Annotated in this window: 19 protein-coding genes, 1 tRNA gene and 1 pseudogene; 16 read left to right on the top strand and 5 right to left on the bottom strand. The window is 64.3% G+C overall.

The window, feature by feature from the left end; genetic code table 11:
* Positions 1 to 770 precede the first annotated feature (770 nt).
* Positions 771 to 1,367 (top strand): HD domain-containing protein, encoded by a 597-nt coding sequence (locus VGG47_RS02095; protein ID WP_331535208.1) that lies wholly within the window; start codon positions 771 to 773, stop codon positions 1,365 to 1,367.
* 27 nt (positions 1,368 to 1,394) lie between these two features.
* Here VGG47_RS02095 and VGG47_RS02090 read toward each other — a convergent pair whose 3' ends face one another.
* Positions 1,395 to 2,375, bottom strand: coding sequence for a hypothetical protein (locus tag VGG47_RS02090; RefSeq protein WP_331535207.1), 981 nt, complete (start codon positions 2,373 to 2,375; stop codon positions 1,395 to 1,397).
* Between the two features lie 117 nt (positions 2,376 to 2,492).
* Here VGG47_RS02090 and VGG47_RS15565 point away from each other — a divergent pair, with 117 nt between their 5' ends.
* Positions 2,493 to 2,636: a zinc ribbon domain-containing protein gene (locus tag VGG47_RS15565; protein WP_408841337.1), complete on the top strand. Its 144-nt coding sequence runs from the start codon at positions 2,493 to 2,495 to the stop codon at positions 2,634 to 2,636.
* 295 nt (positions 2,637 to 2,931) lie between these two features.
* Positions 2,932 to 3,495, top strand: a pseudogene (locus VGG47_RS02085) (transposase); the annotation flags it as partial.
* Positions 3,496 to 3,593: 98 nt separating this feature from the next.
* On the opposite strand, the gene VGG47_RS02080 reads toward VGG47_RS02085, so the two are convergent.
* Complete coding sequence (locus tag VGG47_RS02080; protein ID WP_331535206.1) at positions 3,594 to 4,127, bottom strand: hypothetical protein; 534 nt, start codon at positions 4,125 to 4,127, stop codon at positions 3,594 to 3,596.
* Positions 4,124 to 5,551, bottom strand: coding sequence for an FMN-binding glutamate synthase family protein (locus VGG47_RS02075; protein WP_331535205.1), 1,428 nt, complete (start codon positions 5,549 to 5,551; stop codon positions 4,124 to 4,126). Before VGG47_RS02075 ends, VGG47_RS02080 begins: the two co-directional genes overlap by 4 nt.
* 98 nt (positions 5,552 to 5,649) lie before the next feature.
* Here VGG47_RS02075 and ppk2 point away from each other — a divergent pair, with 98 nt between their 5' ends.
* From ppk2 to lpxB, 6 genes are all read left to right on the top strand, one after another.
* Positions 5,650 to 6,405 (top strand): polyphosphate kinase 2, encoded by a 756-nt coding sequence (ppk2, locus tag VGG47_RS02070; RefSeq protein WP_331535204.1) that lies wholly within the window; start codon positions 5,650 to 5,652, stop codon positions 6,403 to 6,405.
* Positions 6,402 to 6,788 carry a phosphoribosyl-AMP cyclohydrolase gene (hisI, locus tag VGG47_RS02065; protein WP_331535203.1) on the top strand — a complete coding sequence of 129 codons (387 nt, stop codon included), beginning with the start codon at positions 6,402 to 6,404 and terminating at the stop codon, positions 6,786 to 6,788. Before ppk2 ends, hisI begins: the two co-directional genes overlap by 4 nt.
* 149 nt (positions 6,789 to 6,937) lie before the next feature.
* Positions 6,938 to 8,581: a c-type cytochrome gene (locus VGG47_RS02060; protein WP_331535202.1), complete on the top strand. Its 1,644-nt coding sequence runs from the start codon at positions 6,938 to 6,940 to the stop codon at positions 8,579 to 8,581.
* Positions 8,556 to 9,176 carry a GNAT family N-acetyltransferase gene (locus tag VGG47_RS02055; protein ID WP_408841330.1) on the top strand — a complete coding sequence of 207 codons (621 nt, stop codon included), beginning with the start codon at positions 8,556 to 8,558 and terminating at the stop codon, positions 9,174 to 9,176. The genes VGG47_RS02060 and VGG47_RS02055 overlap by 26 nt, the downstream gene beginning before the upstream one ends.
* Positions 9,177 to 9,181: 5 nt before the next feature.
* The gene (locus tag VGG47_RS02050) at positions 9,182 to 10,057 is read left to right on the top strand and encodes a carbon-nitrogen hydrolase family protein (RefSeq protein ID WP_331535200.1); all 876 of its coding nucleotides are present in this window, start codon (positions 9,182 to 9,184) and stop codon (positions 10,055 to 10,057) included.
* A 1-nt stretch (position 10,058) separates the two neighbouring features.
* A complete protein-coding gene (gene lpxB, locus VGG47_RS02045) occupies positions 10,059 to 11,198 on the top strand; it encodes a lipid-A-disaccharide synthase (RefSeq protein ID WP_331535199.1) in 1,140 nt (379 codons plus the stop codon).
* Positions 11,199 to 11,342: 144 nt separating this feature from the next.
* Here lpxB and VGG47_RS02040 read toward each other — a convergent pair whose 3' ends face one another.
* Both VGG47_RS02040 and VGG47_RS02035 read right to left on the bottom strand, forming a co-directional pair.
* Positions 11,343 to 13,616, bottom strand: coding sequence for an NADP-dependent malic enzyme (locus VGG47_RS02040; RefSeq protein WP_331535198.1), 2,274 nt, complete (start codon positions 13,614 to 13,616; stop codon positions 11,343 to 11,345).
* Between the two features lie 150 nt (positions 13,617 to 13,766).
* Positions 13,767 to 13,852: transfer RNA gene (locus VGG47_RS02035), tRNA-Leu, on the bottom strand.
* Between the two features lie 23 nt (positions 13,853 to 13,875).
* On the opposite strand from VGG47_RS02035, the gene lipB reads away from it, so the two are divergent.
* The 7 genes from lipB to VGG47_RS02000 all read left to right on the top strand — a co-directional run bounded on the left by lipB (position 13,876) and on the right by VGG47_RS02000 (position 20,599).
* The gene (lipB, locus tag VGG47_RS02030) at positions 13,876 to 14,523 is read left to right on the top strand and encodes a lipoyl(octanoyl) transferase LipB (protein ID WP_331535197.1); all 648 of its coding nucleotides are present in this window, start codon (positions 13,876 to 13,878) and stop codon (positions 14,521 to 14,523) included.
* 155 nt (positions 14,524 to 14,678) lie between these two features.
* Positions 14,679 to 15,686 carry an LLM class flavin-dependent oxidoreductase gene (locus VGG47_RS02025; RefSeq protein ID WP_331535196.1) on the top strand — a complete coding sequence of 336 codons (1,008 nt, stop codon included), beginning with the start codon at positions 14,679 to 14,681 and terminating at the stop codon, positions 15,684 to 15,686.
* A gap of 177 nt (positions 15,687 to 15,863) precedes the next feature.
* Positions 15,864 to 17,009, top strand: a complete 1,146-nt coding sequence (locus VGG47_RS02020) for a glycosyltransferase family 4 protein (RefSeq protein WP_331535195.1) — start codon at positions 15,864 to 15,866, stop codon at positions 17,007 to 17,009.
* Positions 17,010 to 17,180: 171 nt separating this feature from the next.
* Entirely contained in the window at positions 17,181 to 17,630 is a 450-nt protein-coding gene (locus VGG47_RS02015) for a CreA family protein (protein ID WP_331535194.1), read from the top strand.
* Between the two features lie 12 nt (positions 17,631 to 17,642).
* Positions 17,643 to 19,199, top strand: a complete 1,557-nt coding sequence (purH, locus tag VGG47_RS02010; RefSeq protein ID WP_331535193.1) for a bifunctional phosphoribosylaminoimidazolecarboxamide formyltransferase/IMP cyclohydrolase — start codon at positions 17,643 to 17,645, stop codon at positions 19,197 to 19,199.
* 9 nt (positions 19,200 to 19,208) lie between these two features.
* Positions 19,209 to 19,685 (top strand): hypothetical protein, encoded by a 477-nt coding sequence (locus tag VGG47_RS02005; RefSeq protein WP_331535192.1) that lies wholly within the window; start codon positions 19,209 to 19,211, stop codon positions 19,683 to 19,685.
* Positions 19,682 to 20,599: an NAD-dependent epimerase/dehydratase family protein gene (locus VGG47_RS02000; RefSeq protein WP_331535191.1), complete on the top strand. Its 918-nt coding sequence runs from the start codon at positions 19,682 to 19,684 to the stop codon at positions 20,597 to 20,599. Before VGG47_RS02005 ends, VGG47_RS02000 begins: the two co-directional genes overlap by 4 nt.
* The last annotated feature ends 9 nt before the right edge of the window (positions 20,600 to 20,608 follow it).

Here is a 20,608-nt window from a genome sequence, read left to right as displayed (position 1 = left end):
TCGCTTGGACAACGCTAACGCGTTGCCCACATACCCACAGCCACAACAGCAGCAAGCAGCTTAATTTTTATGAAAGATGGAACGGCACCGACCCCACCTTAATCCCAGTCGGAAGTGGTCCTCACTACGGGGGCCAGCTCTGTCACCCCAAAGTGAATTCAGGAAATTTGTATCAGCTTCTGACTTACTTAACTCACTCCGCGTATGCCGACGCAGCACAGCGGCCAGTCCGAGGGATACTCCTTTATCCCTCGGTCGATGGGAAGCAAGTCTCCCTCGATTACAAATTAGGATCCTATAACGTCAAAATTCAAACAATCGATCTCTCCAGCGATTGGGGCTCTATTCACAGCAACATGCTCCAACTCCTGCACTAGAGAGTGCAGCTCTCCAATCGACCAAGCGGACCACGACATTTACGGCCGACGGAGTAACACGACCCTACTTTTTTGACTGAATTTGGTGCGCCTTGTGATAACTCGGGCTGTTACCATTTTCCCATTCCCCTATACCCCTGCGGGGGCACGCAACCACTTATACCGAACACGGCTAACCGCCCGCTCACGGCGGTAACATGGGTCCGCCCCCCTACGCGGAGGCCAATCTTTTCAACAGCTTAACACACAGAAAGCGGCAGCCAACCTGGCCACACGACTTTCGCACGACTTATGTGGTTTGGTGCTTTGCCCGCTGTCCCGCGTGTTCCGGCCTGCACCGACGCGACTTCCCACGCGCGCGGCGGCGCGATATTTCCTGAATGGGGAGGTGCTATGACCGAAATGCAGAATGATCCCGGGCGGTGGAGCCGCCTTGCCGACGCCACCGGCTTTGCGCTGAACATCCATGCCGAGCAGACCCGCAAGGGCTCGGAAGTTCCTTATATTTCACATCTGCTGGGCGTCGCGAGCCTGGTGCTGGAGCATGGCGGGGATGAGGAGCAAGCCATCGCCGGGTTGCTGCACGACGCCATCGAGGATCAGGGCGCGCATCAGGAGCCGATCATCGCCGAACGCTTCGGCGCCCGGGTGGCTTCCATTGTGCGCGGCTGCACGGATGCGGACACGCTGCCCAAGCCGCCCTGGCGAGCCCGCAAGGCGGCCTATCTCGCGCATCTGGAAACTGCCGGGCCAGATGTCCTGCTCGTCTCCTGCGCCGACAAGCTCTACAACGCGCGCGCCATTCGCATAGATCTGCAGACCCACGGCCTGGCCGTGTTCGAGCGGTTCAACGCCGGACACGCGGGCACGCTTTGGTATTACCGCGCGCTGGCGGCGAGCTTCCAGCGCTTGCTGCCCGGCCCGCTCTCGGCCGAATTGGCGACCACCGTAGCGGAACTCGGCCAGATGGCCACGGCTTTGGACAGGTGACGGGCCAGCAGACGTTGCACCTTGGGATCATGGACGACGGGTGGTGCGGCCTTGCCTGGACTCCGTGGGCGCCGCTGGCGCGCGAAGCGATCCGTCTGACGGCTCAGGCGGTCCCGGGCGTCTACCGCATGGCATCAGGTTCGAAAGCGCGAGGCTTGCCAGCACCATCGCAGGCGTTGGCGGGCGCTTGGTGAGCAGGAGATGCAGCGCGGTCTCGCCAAGGATGTCACGCTCGGGCAGGCTGGCGGGCAGACCCGAAAGGGGCACGCCCTGCGCGGCGAAGGCACGGGCAACCTGGCGCGGATCGGCCGCCGTCAGCACCGCGATCTCGCGCGCGGCCGAGCCCGACTCGATCAGCGCGCGGGCGCGGGCAGCGGCGAAATCGGCACAGGCGGCCGGGTCACGGAGGCCGAAGAAAGCAAGGCTGCCGTCCCCGGCGCCGGTTTCCAGATCGCGCGCCGTGATCCCACCCTGAAGCGCATGAAGACGGGTGCCCTCTGCCGCTGCCCGGAGGCGGGCCGGAGCGGGAGCCGAGCCGAACTCGGCCAGAAGTCGGTCATGAAGCGCGCGCATCGAAGCCGGGGCCAACGGATCGAGCGAGCCCTCGACCACCGGCAGCGCGTCGAGGAAGTGGCCCTCGGGCAATTCCAGCACATGGCGCACCGGTGCAAGCCCTTTGGGAAGCGCGTCGCCCATCCGCCGCCAGAGCTCCACCAGCGCCGCGAGATGTCGCTTTGCCCGGCTGTCGGCAAAGGCGTGGATTTGAGGGGCTCGCAGATCCGGCGAGGCAAGGATCAGATCCTCCAGCGCCGAAGTGACGGCCGTAATCGTCTCGACCGGTGCATTGGTCAGGCTTTCCGCCCAGACCGGATCGGGCGCGGCGGCGATTGTTCGACCAGGCGCCCATTCCAAAGGCCGAGACGCCAGGGAAAGTTCGGCGAGGCGTGTGTCATTGAGGCGGTAGTGCAGGCCGGAATGAGGGTCGGCGACCAGGAAGGGGTAGAACATCAAATGGCCTGCAGGTTGAAAATCGCGTTAGGGCAGCGCGTCACGAGGATAGGGGATATTGGCCACCAATCAATACGATACGCGTCAGATCCGGACGTGGCTGGAGGATAATCAGGTATCGCCGGTGACAACCACGCACACCGGCGTAAATTCCTGCTCAGCGGGCTCCTGCATTGTGGCTGCTGCGGCGCGCCCTATGTGATGATGGCACAAGAGCGATTCGAATGCAGCACACACCGCAGGCATGCTTGGTTCGACTAGATGGACCTATCGCGCAGCGGGGCTTACATGCCTAGGATCAAGTGTGCCCGCAACCGTGGCATCTATGGCCATCAAACTGCTTACCGACTTGGTCGCCGAAATGTTGCGTCACAATTTCTAAACTGCGACATTCCTGACTCGCAAGCAATAGTGCCAGAAGACCCAGATGCCGGCGAGCGTAATAACGGTGTCGAATCGGAGCCCGAAGTTCAGTCGAAGCTCGGCACTGAAAAGCATCAGCAAAAGGACCACGCCGATGCCGATCTTGGCGGCATTGGGTACGCCTTTGCTGTCAACGGCGGCAAACCTCGCTTGGCTTGTGAAGGAAAAGCAGATCGCACCGCACATCCCAGTCTTCGGCAAATCACAACGCACCGACGGCACCTGGTCGCGTGAAGACTTCACCTGGGATGGCGAGAATGACCGCTACATTTGCCCAGAGGGCAAGGAGTTGGTCCAATACCATAGGACGTATGCCACGCCACGGACGGGCATCGACAAGGACGGCTGCCGTCGCTACCGCGCCACCAAGAAAGACTGCTCGGTTTGCCCGTCAAAACCCCTCTGCTGTCCAAACGCACCGGCCCGCAAGATCCCACGCGATTTAAACGAGGACAGCCGAGACGTAGCTCGGGCTATCGCGAAGACGCCGGAGTATGAACGCAGCCGGCATCGGCGGAAGAAAGTCGAGATGCTGTTCGCTCACCTCAAGCGCATTCTCCATCTTGGCAGGCTGAGGCTCCGAGGACCATCAGGAGCCCGTGATGAGTTTTTGCTCGCCGCTACCGCCCAGAACCTACGAAAACTGGTGAAGCTCAGGCCATCAGTAACCCAGGAGAGCCTACCAAGGGCCGCATAGGTCACACCACAGCGCCATAAACGGCGCAAAGATCGACGCCACGGCCTGATGCCAGAAAAAAAGCCAAGGGGCCAAGGAGAAACACGTCTATTGCCCGACTAAATCAACAATATCCGCCCGTCGCCGTTCCAGGCGCGCGCCGCGAACCCGACAGTGAGGGCGATCAGCGCCAGGAGCAAAATATGATAATGCACGACGCCGGGGACTGCGAAAACCGCCACCCCCGGCAGGAGCGCCGCCGCCACGGCGGCCAGCCAGAGATGGCCGCGCCGCGCGAACGGCGCCGCGACCCAGGCGAGCGTGGCCCCCAGCGCTCCGACGCCGAGCGGCCCCAGCATGACGCCAGCCACGAACAGCGCCCGGTGCCAGCCGAGCCAGGGGGCGAACGGCGTCGCCATCAGCCACAGCAGCAGATCCAGCAGCCGCGACCATTCCACCATGACACCGGCACCGGAATCGTCCCGCGCCACCACCAGCAGCAAGTGCCCGGCACGAATCCCCTGCTCAACCCGCAGCAAGCGCATGTAGCTGTCGGGATCGTTCAGGCTCCCGGCCAGAACCGCAGGCCACGCATGGGCCCCCACCAGAACATTCAGCCCCGCCGCAAGCAGAAACAGCAGCGCAAAAATCATCCCGAATGCGCCCGGAACCCGCCTACGCCTCGCTCGATCTCGGTGACGTGCCGGGGCGCGAAACCGCTCGGGTCGGTCAGGCCGCAGGAATGGGCGATGATCTCCACCTCATCCATCACCCGGCGCGCATATTTGGCGACCCGCACGGCCTTGTCGGCCGGGTCGAGCCCGGCGATCAGCCGCGGGTCCACCGCCGTCACCCCAGTCGGGCAACGGCCACTGCCGCATTTCATCGCCTGGATGCAGCCGAGCGAGAACATGAAGCCGCGCGCGGAAGAGACAAAATCCGCCCCCATGCACAAAGCCCAGGCCACCTTGTCCGGTGTCACCAGCTTGCCGGAGGCGATGACGCGGATGCGCTCCTTCAGCCCATGCTCCTCGCGCAGCGCCGTCACATAGGGCAGCGCCTGGGTGATCGGCAGGCCAACATAATCGGCGAGCGGCGCAGGGGCCGCCCCCGTGCCGCCCTCGCCGCCATCGACCTGCACGAAATCCGGACAATGCTCCGGATGCTCGGCGCAATCGTAAAACCAGTCATCGATGAAGCGCGGATCGCCGACCACGAGTTTTACCCCCACCGGCTTGCCGGTAATCTCACGGACGCGGTGAATGAACGCGCCCAGCTCGGCGATATTGCCTATATCGCGATGCCGGTTGGGGGAGATGCTGTCCTGGCCCTCCGGAATGCCGCGGATTTGCGCGATTTCCGCCGACACCTTGTTGCCCGGCAAAATCCCGCCTTTGCCCGGCTTCGCGCCCTGCGACAATTTCACCTCGAACATTTTCACATGGCCGTGGGCAGCGATCTCGCGCAGCCGGTCCTCCGACAAGGCGCCCAAAGCATCGCGCACCCCGTATTTGGCGGTGCCGATCTGCATCACGATGTCGCCGCCGCCCGCCAGATGGAATTTGGAGAGCCCGCCCTCGCCCGTGCTCATCCATATCCCGGCGAGCCGCGTGCCCTTGGAGAGCGCCGTCACCGCGGCATGGCTCAGCGCACCATAGCTCATGCCCGAAATATTGAAGAAGTTCTTGGCGAGATAAGGCACGCGGCAGGCGCCCGGCCCGGCGGCAATGCCGATCAACTTGCCGGGATAGGATTTCTTCTCCTCGTCGAGCATAGGAAAGGCGGCATTGCGGAAGATGAAACTCGGCACGTTCTCGGACCCGAAGCTCACCAGGTTGGAGACGCCCTTGGCCGAGCGATAGACCCAGCTGCGTTCCAACCGGTTGAACGGCCGCTCCGCCCAATCCGGCAGATATTGGTACTGGCGCATATATTCGCCCCAGGTCTCGGCGAAATACCGGAAATGACCGATGACCGGGAAATTGCGCAGGATCGTGTGGTTGATCTGGCGCTTGTCATGCACATAGACCGCAACGACCAGAGCCACGAAAATGACGGCGATCAGCATAAAGATCATATTTCTGGCCCGCTCCTTGTGGCCTGATCACCCTCTTTTCGGCGTGTTCCGCCGCAAGCATCGGTTTTCATTGCGGTATTTGGGCCTATATCTAGGGCATGGGCAAGGACAACTCCTACGATAAGTCGCTCCGTCATTTGCAGATCGAGCTGGTCAAGCTGCAGCGCCACGTGATCGCCCGGGGGCGCAAAATCCTGATCATCCTCGAAGGGCGCGACAGCGCCGGCAAGGACGGCACGATCAGGCGCATCACCGAGCATCTGTCGCCGCGCGACATCCGCGTCGTCGCTTTGCCCAAACCCTCCGACACCGAGGCCACGCAATGGTATTTCCAGCGCTACACCCCGCATCTGCCGGCGGCCGGGGAAATCGTGCTGTTCAACCGCTCCTGGTACAACCGCGCCGGGGTCGAGCATGTCATGGGGTTTTGCACCGCCCAGCAATATCACGAGTTTCTGCGCACCGCCCCGGTGTTTGAATCCATGCTGGCCGAGGCCGGGATCACCCTGATCAAATATTATCTCGACATCAGCCGCGCCGAACAGAAGGAGCGCCTGCAGGAGCGCCGCGAGGACCCACTGAAACAGTGGAAAACCAGCCCGATCGACGCACAGGCGCTCAAGCATTTCGACGACTACACGAAAGCGCGCAACGCCATGCTGCTGGCCACCGACAGCGCCGCCACCCCCTGGATCGTGGTGCGCGCCGACGACAAAAAAGCCGCGCGCCTCGCGATCATCGCCGACCTGATCACCCGGGTGGACTATGAGGACGCCGTATCGCATGAGACGTTCAGCGACATTCTGTGCCGCTTTGACGAAACCTGCCTGACCAACGGGATACTCGCCTCGTGAACACATTGCTTGACCAGATCGCCTTCAACGCCGACGGGCTCGTGACCGCGCTCGCCCAGCAACACGACACCGGGGAAGTGCTGATGCTGGCCTGGATGAACCGGGAGTCCGTCGCGGAGACGCTGCGCACCGGCCAGGTCTGCTATTTCTCCCGGTCGCGGCAGAAACTCTGGCGCAAGGGCGAATCCTCCGGCCAAGTGCAAAAACTGGTCGAGATGCGGGTGGATTGCGATGGCGACGCCTTGCTGCTGCTGGTCGATCAAACCGGCGTCGCCTGCCATACCGGCAGGCGGAGTTGCTTTTACACCGCCTGGCGCGACGGCGCGCTGGTGGAAATTGCCGCGCCGCTGGTCGCACCTGAGGAGCTGTATAAAGGTAAGTAAGGCTACTTTTTGTGAACAAAAAGTAGCAAAAAAACTTTGCTAATGCTGGGTTATGGGCGTTGTCGGGGACAAAGCCCATGGCCCGGCCACTTGCTTGATCTGTCGAACTTCGCAACAAACGACTCAACAAGAATCTGGGGAGTCCAGTCATGTTGTCAGTCCGTTCCGGTTTTTGGTCCTCGCGCGTCTGGCTTGGCGTTGCCGCCCTTCTGCTGGCCGGCGCCGTGTTCAGCCCCGCGCGGGCTGACGGCAACGCGAACTATCCGGCAGCCAGCCTGACGGCCCCCACCGATCCCGCTGCCCTGCTCGCCCGCGGCAAGTACCTGACCACTGCGGCGGATTGCATGCCCTGCCATACCGGGCCGAACCGCGCGCCCTTCTCCGGCGGGCTGGTGATCAACACGCCGTTCGGCGGCCTCGCCTCGCCGAACATCACGCCGGACAAGGCGACCGGCATCGGCAACTGGACCGACCGGCAGTTCTGGAACGCGGTGCATTACGGCATCGCGCCCGGGCGCAGCTATCTGGTGTTCCCGAGATTCCTCTACCCGGCGATGCCGTACACCTCCTACACCAAGCTCTCTTACGCCGATGTGATGGCCATTAAGGCGTATCTGTCCTCGCTGCCGCCGGTGGCAGCACCGCCCCCGGAAAATTCCCTGGAATTTCCCTTCAGCCAGCGCCCTGTGATGCTTGGCTGGCGGATTTTGTTCTTCCATCCCGGCCCGATGCACATGAAGCCCGGCTGGGACGAAGCAATGAAAAACGGCGCCTATCTGGCCGAGGCGCTGGGCCACTGCCAGGAATGCCACACGCCGCGCAATCTCATGAGCGGACTCATCACCGACCGCGCCTTTGCCGGCTCGCCGATCGACGCCTTCTACGCGCCGAACATCTCCTCCGACAAAATCTACGGCGTCGGCGGGTGGCCTAAGTCCGATCTCGTCGCCTACCTGCATGACGACGGCAATATGGTGAAAGGCTCCGCCTATGGGCCGATGCAGGAGGTAGTGCTGCAATCGCTGAGCAAGATTCCGGCGACGGACGTGGCGGAGATGGCCGACTATCTCCAGACCCAGACCGCGCCGCAGGCACCACCCCCCGCCCAGGCGATGCGGGATGTCGCGAATTCGAAGGCCTTGGGCGCGAAAATCTATGCCGCCAACTGCGCCTCCTGCCATGGCCCGACCGGCGGCGGCATGAAGCCGATCATCCCCAACCTCGCGGGCAACGATTCGGTCACCGCCGCCATGCCCTATAACGTGATCGGCGCGGTGCTGAACGGCATCGGCCCATGGAAAGGCGGCCCGCCAATGCCCTCCTTCGCCGGCAGCCTGTCCGATCCCGAAATCGCCGGCGTCGCCAATTACGTCCGCACCGCCTGGGGCAACCAGGGCGTGCCCAACGCCACCCCACAGGATGTGATGAACCTGCGCGCCGTCGCCGTCGTGCCGATGGACGCCGGCATGATGGCCGACGAGATGGGCTGCCCGCGCGTCAGCAGCGCCGGCACGCCCGGCACCGTCGCCGATCCCGGCAACGGGCTGCTGGAGATGTTCGCGGGCGCGACACCGGCGACCATGCCGAACAAGACGCGCGAATTCATCGCCGCCCTGCGCAGCGCCAATAGCGGCATCAGCCGCACCGACATCACCAACACGCTGGTCGCCGCCTACTGCCCGGTGATCGCCCAGGAGACGGGGGTGAGCCTGTCTGCTAAACACGACGCGCTGGAAAATTTCATCGCCAACGCCCAACCATTGATTGATGCGCCTGTTGCCACATCCCACTGAGAACGATCTGCCGGTAAGCGTGCGAGCCGTCGCCGGCCTGGATATCTTGCCCCTCCTGCCCGACCTCGCGCGGCTGCGCATCGATGTGTTCCGCGAGTGGCCGTATATTTACGACGGCGATGTCGCCCATGAGGAGCAATACCTTCGGACCTATGCGAACGCGCCGGGTGCGGCGGTCATCATCGCCGAGGCGGACCAGAAGATCGTCGGTGCGGCGACCTGCCTGCCGATGCAGGCGGCGACGCCGAACGTCCAGAAGCCGTTCAGCGAGCACGGCTGGGACATCTCGAAAATCTTTTATTTCGGCGAGAGCGTGCTGCTGAAATCCTATCGCGGCCGCGGCATCGGGGTTAAATTCTTCGCCGCCCGCGAGGCGCAGGCGGCAGGGTTCGAGATCGCGACGTTCTGCGGCGTGCAGCGCCCGGCGACGCATCCCTTGCGCGACCCGGATTACACGCCGCTCGACAGTTTCTGGACGCATCGCGGCTACACCAGACACCCCGAGCTCTCCTGCCGAATGACATGGCGTGATGTCGGCGACGCCGAGGAAACGGAAAAGACATTGGTTTTCTGGACCAGATCGCTTACGCGATAGGCCCCATGAAACCTGTGAAACTGGCCATGGCGCCGTTCGGCGTGTCCCCGCCGCCGCATTTCGACGCCTTCGTGACCCGCATCGACCGCCTGGCCGCGCAGTCCGCTTTGGCCGGCGCCGATCTTCTGGCCCTGCCGGAATATTTTTCCATGGTTCTGGCGGGCGCCCATATCAAGGCGCCCGACATCGCAGCCGAACTCGCTGACGTGGTGGATCAGGCCGAGGCGCTGGTGCGGGCGCTGGTGACCATCGCCAGCCGGCACAAGATCTATCTCCTCGGCGGCACCGTGCCGATGCGCGTGGGTGCGGAAATCCACAACCGCGCCCCCTTAATCGGTCCCAGCGGCCAGCTCGAATTCCAGGACAAGCAGGCCATGACCCGCTTCGAGGCGGAGCGTTGGGGCGTCTCCGGCGGCGCCGTGCCAAAAGTCTTCGAAACACCGTTCGGGCGCATCGGCGTGTCGATCTGCTACGATGCGGAATTTCCCCTGCATGTGCGCGCCCAGGTGAAGGCCGGCGCGCAGCTGATCCTGGTGCCGAGCTGCACCGACAGCCTTGCCGGGTTCAACCGCGTGCGCCTCTGCGCCCGCGCCCGCGCCATCGAGAACCAGTGTTTCACCGCCGTGATCCCCCTCGTCGGCAATGCCGCGTGGTCCGGCGCGATCGATGAGAATCGCGGCCACGCCGCTTTGTTCACCCCTTGCGACCTTGGGTTTCCGCCCGATGGCGTGCAGGCCGCAGGCGAGATGGACGAAGCAGAATTGCTTTTCACCAGTGTCGATTTTTCAGCCATCGACAGGGTGCGGACCGAAGGCGGCGTGCTGAACCATCGCGACTGGCACGCCGACATCTCTGCCGCCCCCGTCGTGAAGCTGGCCTGACATGACCCGCATTTTCATCATCGCCGGCGAGGCGAGCGGCGACGTGCTGGGCGCGCGGCTGATGACGGCGTTGCATGCCCAACAGCCGGACCTGGCGTTTTCCGGCATCGGCGGCGCGCGCATGGCGGAAGCCGGGCTGGTCTCGCAATTCCCGATGCAGGAACTGGCGGTGATGGGCCTCGCCGAAATTCTACCCCGCATCCGGCACCTCCGCCGCCGGCTGAATGAAACGATCGCCGCGATCAAGGCCAGCCGGCCCGACCTGGTGGTGACCATCGACAGCCCCGGCTTCTGCCTGCGGGTGTTGGCGGCGCTCAAGGGCACCGGCATCAAGCGCGTGCACTACGTGGCGCCCCAGGTCTGGGCCTGGCGCCAGGACCGCGCCAAGAAATTTCCCGGACTGTGGGAGGAGCTGCTCTGCCTGCTGCCCTTCGAGCCGAAATTTTTTGCGCAATACGGGCTGCATCCGGCGTTCACCGGCCATCCGGTGCTCGAATCGGGCGCCGACGGCGGCGATGCCGCGCGGTTTCGCGCCGCAAACGGGCTAACGCCGGAGGACGTTCCCGTAGTGCTGATGCCGGGCTCGCGCGTGACCGAAACAACGCGCCTCCTGCCGGTGTTCCGCGAAACCATGGCGCTGCTCAGCGAAAAAACTCCGCGACTGCGGCCGGTCCTGGCGGCAGCCCCGGTGATCGCCGACGTGGTGGAAGCGCGCACCCAGGACTGGAAGGTGCGGCCCATCATCGTGCGCGATGTCGCCACGCGCTACGACGCCTTCGCCGCCGCCCGCGCGGCGCTGACGAAATCCGGCACCTCGACCCTGGAACTCGCCATGGCCGGCGTGCCGATGGCGGTGACCTACCGGGTCAACCCGATCAGCGCCGCCATCGGCCGGCGGCTGATCAAGGTGAAGCACGTGGCGATGATCAATCTGCTCGCCGGCCACGCTTTGGTGCCGGAACTGCTGCAGGAAAATTGTACGCCGCAAAAACTCAGCGCGACGCTGCAAACCCTTCTTAATGATCCCGCCGCCGCCTCCCGGCAGCGCCAAGGCTTTACCGACGCCCTGGCCAGCTTGCAGGCACCCGAAGGCAAACCGTCCGCGGCCGCAGCCACGGAGATCCTGCGCCTGCTCGGTTAGAAAGAAGGAAGGCTACTTTTTGTGAACAAAAAGTAGCAAAAAAACTTTGTTAATCTGGGCCTGGGGCGTTGTCGCCGACAACGCCCCAGGCCCAGCGGAGCAAAAATTTTTGCGCCGCTTTTTTAAAAGCGGCTGCTTCCTTGCTTACTTAGCAGCCAGTGCCGCTTCCATCGCCGCCACGGCGCTGATGTTGGTAATACCGCGCGCGGTGGCGCTCGGCACGACGATGTGCAGCGGCTTGGAGAGCCCCAGCAGCATGGGCCCCACGGTCACGCCCTCGCCGGTCGCCTTCACCAGGTTGAAGGCGATGTTGGCGGAATCGAGATTGGGGAAGACCAACAGGTTGGCGGTACCGGTCAGAGTGGAGTCGGTAACCGCCCGGCCACGGATCTGCTCAACCAGCGCGGCGTCGGCATGCATTTCGCCGTCGACCTCCAGATCGGGCACGCGGGCGCGGATCAGCCCCAGCGCCTGGCGCATCTTACGCGCCGATGGCGAGTTCGAGGCGCCGAAGTTGGAGTGCGAGAGCAAGGCCGCCTTCGGCGTGATGCCGAACCGGTGCACTGCCTCGGCGGCGAGTTCCACCATCTCGGCGATCTCCTCCGCGCTCGGGTCCACATTTACGTGCGTGTCGCAGAAGAACAGCACGCCGGCCTGCAGGATCAGCGCCGTCATGGCGTAGACCCGCTTCACCCCGGGGCGGCGAGAAATCAGCGGCAGCGCATATTCGAACTGCCGCCACCAATCGCCGGTCCCGCCGCAGATCGCCGCGTCGGCCTCGCCGGAGTCCAGCAGCATGCCCGCCGCCACGGTCTGCCGCCGGCTCAAGATACGCGCCGCCGCTTCCGGCGTGATGCCGCGGCGTCCCACCTTCTTCTGGTAGTGGGCCAGCATCTTCTCAAACAGCGCCTTGTCCTGATCGAAATCGATGATGCGCACATCCTGGCCAGGCTTCAGCCGCAGGCCGAGTGCTGTGATCTTCTGCGCGATCGTCAGGCCGCGGCCGATCAGGATCGGATGCGCCAGACCATCATCGACCACGCCCTGCACCGCGCGCAGGGTGCGCTCGTCCTCACCCTCGGCATAGACCACGCGCGGGCAGGCCTTGCGCGCTACCTCGGTGACCGGGCGCAGCAGCTGGCCGGAGCGGAACACGAAGCGCTCGAGCTCGTGCTTGTAGGCCTCGAAATCCGCGATCGGCTTGCGCGCGACCCCGGCTTCCATGGCAGCACGCGCCACGGCCGGGGCAATGTGCATGATCAGCCGCGGATCGAAGGGCTTGGGAATAATATAGTCCTGCCCGAACATCGGCGCCTGCCCGCCATAGGCGGCGGCCACGGTCTCCGAAGCTTCGACGCGCGCCAGTTCGGCGATCGCCTCGACGGTGGCGAGCTTCATGCTCTCGGTGATGGCGGTCGCCCGCACATCCAGCGCGCCGCGGAAGATGAACGGGAAGCAGAGCACGTTGTTCACCTGGTTCGGATAGTCCGAACGGCCGGTGGCGATGATCGCATCCGGCCGTTTGGCCTTGACGATCTCGGGCGAAATCTCCGGCTCCGGATTGGCCAGCGCCAGGATCAGCGGATTCGGCGCGAACAACGGCAACCACTGCTCTTTCAACACGCGCGGCGCCGAAAGACCGAGGAACACGTCGGCCCCAGCCAGTACGTCCGGCAGCGTGCGGGCGTCGGTCTCGCGCGCCACGTGCTCCAGCGTCGGGTCGAGATTCGGGCGCCCCTTGTACACCACGCCCTCGATGTCGGTCATGGTGATGTGTTCCGGCTTGGCGCCGAGGGAGACCAGGATGTTCACGCAGGACAGAGCCGCGGCCCCCGCGCCGGAGGTGACGATCCTGATCTCTTCGATCTTCTTGTTCTGCACCTTCAGCGCGTTCAGAACCGCCGCGCCGACGATGATCGCCGTGCCGTGCTGATCGTCATGAAAGACCGGGATCGCCATGCGCTTGCGCAGCGTCTGCTCGATCTTGAAGCATTCCGGCGCCTTGATGTCCTCAAGGTTGATGCCGCCGAACGTGCCTTCCAGGCTGGCAACGATTTCGATGAACTTGTCGGGGTCCTGCTCGCTCACCTCGATATCGAAACTATCGATGCCGGCGAATTTCTTGAACAGAACGGCCTTGCCCTCCATCACCGGCTTGCCGGCGAGTCCGCCGATATTGCCGAGGCCGAGCACGGCGGTGCCGTTCGTGATCACCCCCACCAGATTCCCGCGGGAGGTATAGTCGAACGAGGTATCCGGATCGGCGACAATCGCTTCGCAAGCGGCGGCAACGCCTGGAGAGTAAGCGAGCGAAAGGTCGCGCGAGGTTTCCATACGCTTGGTTGCCGTGATGGCCAGTTTGCCCGGCCGGGGCGACTGATGATACTCCAGCGCCGCTTTGCGTAAATCTTCATCCATACTTGAAGGGCTCCCCATATTCAGCGTTCATGCTGCCAGTCTGGCGCCTGTTTCATGCGCCAACCGGCTGCGCGAGACAACTGCGCGCGACCACGCGGTGGGCATGTTGCAGATGATTGGGAATGTGGGATTTTTCCCCTCTGGGGAAAGTGGTGCGGTCGAGAAGACTCGAACTTCCAAGGGGTTTCCCCCACAAGCACCTCAAGCTTGCGCGTCTACCATTTCGCCACGACCGCATCGGGCTGGGAGCCTATAGACCATGCTTAAAGCGCCGACAACATGGCAAATTACATCCGGGCACACTGATTATGAATTTGCCCTTGCCACCATGCGCGAGCGCGCCGCCGCCATCCGTGCCGGCACCGAGGGTGAGCTGATCTGGCTGGTCGAGCACCCGCCGCTCTACACCGCCGGCACCTCGGCCGCTGCTGGCGACTTGCAGGATGCCGATCGGTTCCCGACCTATCAGGCCGGGCGCGGCGGCCAATGGACCTATCACGGGCCGGGCCAGCGCGTGGCCTATCTGATGTTAGATCTGAACGAAACGCATGGCAGCATTCCGCCGCGCGACATCCGTGCTTACGTCGCCGGACTGGAAAACTGGGTCATCGCCACCCTCAAAACCTTTGGAATCAAGGGCGAAACGCGGGCGGGCCGAGTCGGCATCTGGGTGGTGACCGGAAACGAGGAGCAAAAGATCGCGGCCATCGGCGTGCGGGTGAGCCGCTGGGTGACCTGGCACGGGCTGGCGCTGAACGTGCACCCGGACCTCTCGCATTTCGGCGGCATCATTCCCTGCGGCATCCGCGAACACGGCGTGACCAGCCTTGCGGCTCTCGGCGTGACCGCCAGCATGAACGAGGTCGACGCCGCTTTGCGCGAGAATTTCGAGCCCATTTTTGGGTAAACGAGAAAGCAGCCGCTTTTAAAAAAGCGGCGCAAAAATTTTTGTTAATCTGGGCCATGGGCTGTGTCTGCGACAACGCCCATGGCCCAGATTAACAAAGTTTTTTTGCTACTTTTTGTTCACAAAAAGTAGACTTTCTTACCTATATACACCCCATGAAAATTTCCGTCCTCGACCAGTCGCCGGTGCGCAGCGGCGTCTCTCCCGATGTTTCGATCCGCGAGACCATCGCCCTGGCCCAGGCCTGCGAGGCCTACGGCTATCACCGTTACTGGCTCTCCGAGCACCACAGCTCCGATTCGGTGGCCGGCTCGGCGCCGGAAGTGCTGCTGGCGGCGCTCGCCGCCACCACGCACAAAATCCGCCTCGGCAGCGCCGGGATCATGCTGCCGCATTATTCGGCGCTGAAAGTGGCCGAGCAGTTCCGCGTGCTGGAGGCGATCGCCCCCGGGCGAATCGATCTCGGTGTCGGCCGCGCCCCAGGCTCTGACCAGCGCACCGCCTTCGCGCTCAACCCCAACGCCGCGCAATCGGCCGATGCCTTTCCCGCCCAGGTCCGCGATCTGCAAACCTGGGTTCTGGGCCGCGAGCTGCCGGTGAACCATCCGTTCCGCGGCGTGCAAGCGCAGCCCGCCGGCCCGTTCGGGCCCGAAATGTGGATTCTCGGCAGCTCCGACTACGGCGCCCAGCTCGCCGCCTATTACGGCCTGCCCTACGGCTTCGCCTATTTCTTCAGCGACGGGCACGGCGCCGCCCAGGCTCTGGACATCTACCGGGCCCGCTTCAAGCCGTCGGAATTTCTTGGCACCCCGCATTCCGCCATCACCGTCTGGGCCTTCGCCGCCGAGACCCAGGAAGAAGCCGAATATTATTTTAGCTCGCGGGCGATGTGGCGGCTGATGCGCGACCGCGGCCGCTATATTGCCCTCCCCACCCCGGAGGAGGCCGAGGCGGTTCCGCTCTCCGACATGGAGCGCGAACGACTGAAATCCTACCGCGCGGACGCTGTCATCGGCACCGCCCCTGTCGTGGCGGCGCAGTTGCGCGCGCTCGCGGCCCAGCTCGGCGTGCAGGAATTCTCCATCACCTGCGGCGTGTCCGATACCTCGGCGCGGCAGAAATCCTACGCGCTGCTGGCGCAGGAGTTCGGGCTTCTGGGATAAGGAAGAAAGCAGCCGCTTTTTGAAAAAAGCGGCGCAAAAACTTCTTTTATGCTGGGTTATGGGCGTTGTCGCCGACACAGCCCATGACCCAGATTAATAAAGTTTTTTTGCTTCTTTTTGTTCACAAAAAGAAGCCTTCTCTTTTCTCTTTCAGCGCAACTGCGATAAACGGCCGGCATGAATACGGAAACGGCCAAGCCCGCGCGCATCCTGGTGTTTCTCGTGACGGAAGACTGGTTCTTCGCGTCGCATTTCTGGGTGCGCGGCCTGGCGGCCAAGGCAACCGGGTGGCGGGTGATCCTGATTGCCCGCGAGAGCGAGGCGACCGCGCGGCTGCGCGCCAGCGGCATTGAGGTGATCCCGGTGGCGTTCGTCCGCCGGCGGCTGAACCCGTTCGCCGAGCTTGGCTTCGCGCTGCAGCTGGCGCGGCTGTACCGGCGGATCCAGCCGGATCTCGTGCACCATGTCGCGCTGAAGCCGATCGTCGTCGGCGGCCTGGCGGCACGGCTGGCGGGGGTGAAAAACATCGTCAACGCGCCGGTCGGGCTGGGCTTTGTGTTTTCATCGGACAGGCTTTTGGCGCGGGTGCTGAGGCCTTTCGTCTCCCTGGGGTTGAAGCTGACACTGACGCCGCCGGGCACGCGGGCGATCTTCGAAAACCCGGACGATCTGAAGGTGCTGAGCGAAGGGGGCATGGTACGCCCCAAGGCGGCCGTGCTGATCCGTGGCGCCGGCGTGGACATCGACACTTTTGCACCGGCCCCCGAACCTGCGGGCATGGTGCGGGTGATCCTGATCGCGCGGATGATCCGGGAAAAAGGTGTTGCGGATTTCGCCGCCGCGGCGCGGCTACTGAAGGGCAAGGCGGAATTCGTGCTGGCCGGCGCGCCGGACCCCGGCAACCCCGACACGGTGACGGAAGCCGAGCTGCGCGGCTGGGAGGCGGAGGGCTTGGTGACCTGGCTCGGGCCGCGCCGCGATGTCGCCGATCTGCTGCGCGGCGCGCATATCGCCTGCCAGCCCTCGACCTTCCGCGAAGGCCTGCCGAAATCGGCGCTGGAAGCGATGGCCTCCGGCAAACCGCTGGTGGCCACCGACATTCCCGGCGGCCGGGAAACGGTGGTGGATGGCGAGACCGGCTTCCTGGTCCCGCCGCGCGACCCGGCCGCCCTGGCGGCGGCGCTGGAGCGGCTGATCGGCGATGCGGCCTTGCGCGCGCGCTTCGGCGCGGCGGCGCGGCGGCGGGCGGAACTGAGTTTTTCTGATCCCATCATCTGCGCGCAGACGCTTTCGGTGTATGACGCGCTGGTTCCCAGAGCATGACGGATTTAGGCAAGCGAAGGGAAGGCTTCTTTTTGTGAACAAAAAGAAGCAAAAAAACTTTATTTATGCTGGGTCATGGGCGTTGTCGGCGACAACGCCCATGACCCAGCATAATAGAAGTTTTTGCGCCGCTTTTTTTAAAAAGCGGCTGCTTTCTAATAGGAGCGCCTGATGAAGAGAGTTTTGGCCGCCGCACTGTTCAGCCTTGCCGCCACCGCCGCTCAGGCGCAGCAGACCATCGGCAGCGTCAGCACCAATTTCCGGCTGCTCGGGCCCAACGACAAGGTGGTGGTGCAGCGTTTCGACGATCCGCGCGTGCCGAATGTGAGCTGCTACGTTTCCTTCGCGCAGACCGGCGGGGTGAGCGGCGGGCTGGGCGTCGCCACCAATCCGAGCCAGTTCGCGCTCAACTGCGTGGCGCACGGGCCGGTGAGCATCCCGGCGGATCTTCCGCAACGTCAGGAGGTCGGCGCCATTTCGGCCTCGCTCCTGTTCAAGCATTTCATCCTGTCGCGCCTGGTGGACAATCAGGCGCATACGCTCGTCTATCTGTTAATCAGCACCAAGGTGATCAGCGGCTCGCCGGCCAATGCCGTCTCCGCCGTTCCCGCTTCCAATTAAGGATTCTTGCCCATGACCGATATCGTTCCCCTGCGCCGCGCGCTTATTTCTGTTTCCGACAAAGCCGGGCTGGTGGATTTCGCGCGCGCATTGGCGGCGAAGGGCGTGGAGATCCTCTCGACCGGCGGCTCGGCCAAGGCGCTGCGTGACGCCGGCGTGGCGGTGAAAGAGGTCTCGGACCATACCGGCTTCCCGGAAATTCTCGACGGGCGCGTGAAAACCCTGGTGCCGCAAGTGCATGGCGGCATTCTCGGCCGGCGCGACCTGCCGGAGCATCAGCAGCAAATGCAGGACCACAGCATTGCGCCGATCGATCTGGTGGCGGTGAACCTGTACCCGTTCGAGGCGACGGTGGCGCGGGGCGCCGCGTTCGAGGACTGCATCGAGAATATCGACATCGGCGGCCCGGCGATGATCCGCTCGGCGGCTAAGAACCATGCCTCGGTGGCGGTGCTGACCGCGCCGGCGCATTACGCTGAGGTGCTGGCGGAGCTGGAGGCCCATGGCGGCACGACGCTCAGCACAAGGCGCAGCCTGGCGGCCCAGGCCTATGCGCGCACGGCTGCTTATGACGCGGCGATCTCCGGCTGGTTCGCGCAACAGAACGGCGTGGAATACCCGGCCAGCGTGACCCTTGCCGGGCAGCTGAAGCAGAGCCTGCGCTACGGCGAGAACCCGCATCAGTCGGCGGCGTTCTACACTTCTTCTCCGGCCCGCTTCGGGGTCGCCACGGCGACTCAAACGCAGGGCAAGGAGCTCTCCTATAATAATTACAACGATACCGACGCCGCCTATGAATGCGTCGCGGAATTCGCCGATCCGACCATCGTCATCGTCAAGCACGCCAATCCGTGCGGCGTGGCGACGGCGGCCAGCGTGGCAGCGGCCTGGGATGCGGCGCTCGCCTGCGATCCGGTCTCGGCGTTCGGCGGCATCGTCGCGCTGAACCGCACGCTGGACGAGGCGACCGCCGCCAAGATCGCGACCATCTTCACCGAAGTGATCATCGCCCCGGATGCCGATGAGGGCGCCAAGGCCGTGCTGGCGAAGAAGAAGAACCTCCGCCTGCTGCTGGCCGGCGGCGTGCCGGATGCGGCGGCGCCGGGGCTACAATTCAAATCCCTGGCCGGCGGCTTCCTGCTGCAGAACCGCGATGCGGGGCGGGTGACGGAAGCGAGCCTGAAAGTGGTGACGAAGCGTGCGCCGAGCCCGCAGGAGATCGAGGACCTGCTGTTCGCTTTCCAAGTGTGCAAGCATGTGAAGTCGAACGCCATCGTCTACGCCAAGAACCGCGCCACCATCGGCGTCGGCGCCGGGCAGATGAACCGGGTCGACTCGGCGCGCATCGCCGCCTGGCGCGGTGCGGCGGCCAAGCTCGACTTCGACGGCTGCGTGGTCGCCTCGGACGCGTTCTTCCCCTTCGCCGACGGGCTGGAAGCGGCCGTGGCGGCGGGGGCGAAGGCGGTGATCCAGCCGGGCGGGTCGATCCGCGACGAAGAGGTGATCGCCGCCGCGGACCGGGCAGGAATTGCCATGGTCTTCACAAATATGCGGCATTTTCGGCACTAACCCCTTATAATGAGCGACATGTTGACCAACATGCCCTTTGCCCTGCCAGACTGGATGCCGGCCTGGATGTTTTTACTCCTGGCCGTGCCGGTTTTGCTCTATCTGCTGGCCTTTCTGCTCATGCCGTTCAGCGTGTTCGGCGTGAAAGCGCGGATCGAAGCGCTGGAGGTGCAAATCGAGTCGCTGCATGACGAGCTGCGCATGATGTCCATGCGTAACGCCGGCGTGCTGCCGCGCGGCCGAGCCGCGTCGGAATCTTATGACGATGTGCCGGATTTTGCCCATCTCAAAAAATCCCAGCGCGCCTATACCGAGCCGGTGGTGACACCAGCCCCGCCACGCGCGCCGGTTCCGGGGCCGGCGATGCGCCCTGCCCCCGCCGTGACACCGCCACCGGTGGCACCGGTGGTGGCGCCGATGCGGGAGCGGCTGACACCAACCCCGCCGCCCCGGAATGGCAAGCGGGCGGAGCCGCGACTGGATTGACCGTTCTTGTCACGGGCGCCACCGGCTACATCGGTGGCGCGATTCTGAACTGCCTACGCGAAGCGAAAGTGGATGTTCTGGCCGGGGTGCGCGCCACTTCGACCCTGCCGGCCGGCGCGACCGTTCTGCTCACCGGCGATCTGGCGGAGCCCGGGTTGAAACTGCCGCCGATGACGGCCGTGATCCATGCCGCCGGGCTGGGACACCGGCGCGGCGTGCCGACCGCCACCTGGCGGCGCGCCAATGTGGACGCCGCGGTGAACCTCGCGCGTGCCGCGCGAGAGGCCGGCGCCAAACGCTTCATCCTGATCTCCACCGCGCATATCCATGGCCGCGTGCATGACGGCGTGGTCACGGACACGACTCCGCCGAATCCGATGGACGCCTATGCCGAGAGCAAGTTGCAGGCCGAGCACGACGTGGCCGCCGCGTTCGGGCCGGGGCTCTGCCTCGTCCGGCCGGTGGCGGTGATCGGGCCCGGTTGTCCCGGCAACATCCAGCTGCTGCTGAAACTTCTGGCGCGCGGCATTCCCCTGCCCTTCGGCGCGGTGCAGAATCGGCGCAGTTTCATCGAGCGCGATGACCTGGCGCAGATCGTGCGCACCGTGCTGCAGGCGCCGGTGATGCCGGAGAGCGTGCTGGCGGCGCATTGGGAGACGATCAGCACCCCGGGCCTGGTCCAGGCTCTGGCCCAGGGGCTCGGGACCAAGGCGAAACTGCCGGCCTGCCCGACGCATGTTCTGGCCACCGTCGCCACGGTGCTGGGGCGCTCGGCGATGTGGCAGAGCCTCTCCGGCGACTTCGCCGCCAACCCGGCGGTCGCCCGCGCCCTGGGCTGGGAACCGGCCGCGCGCCTAGCGGAAACGTTCGAGGCGACCGCGCGGTATTATAATACCACACGGCAAAAGGCTTGACTTAAGGCG

This window comes from Acidocella sp. (assembly GCF_036489515.1).
Classification (GTDB): Bacteria; Pseudomonadota; Alphaproteobacteria; order Acetobacterales; family Acetobacteraceae; genus Acidocella.
This window is presented reverse-complemented; position numbering and strand designations above follow the sequence as displayed.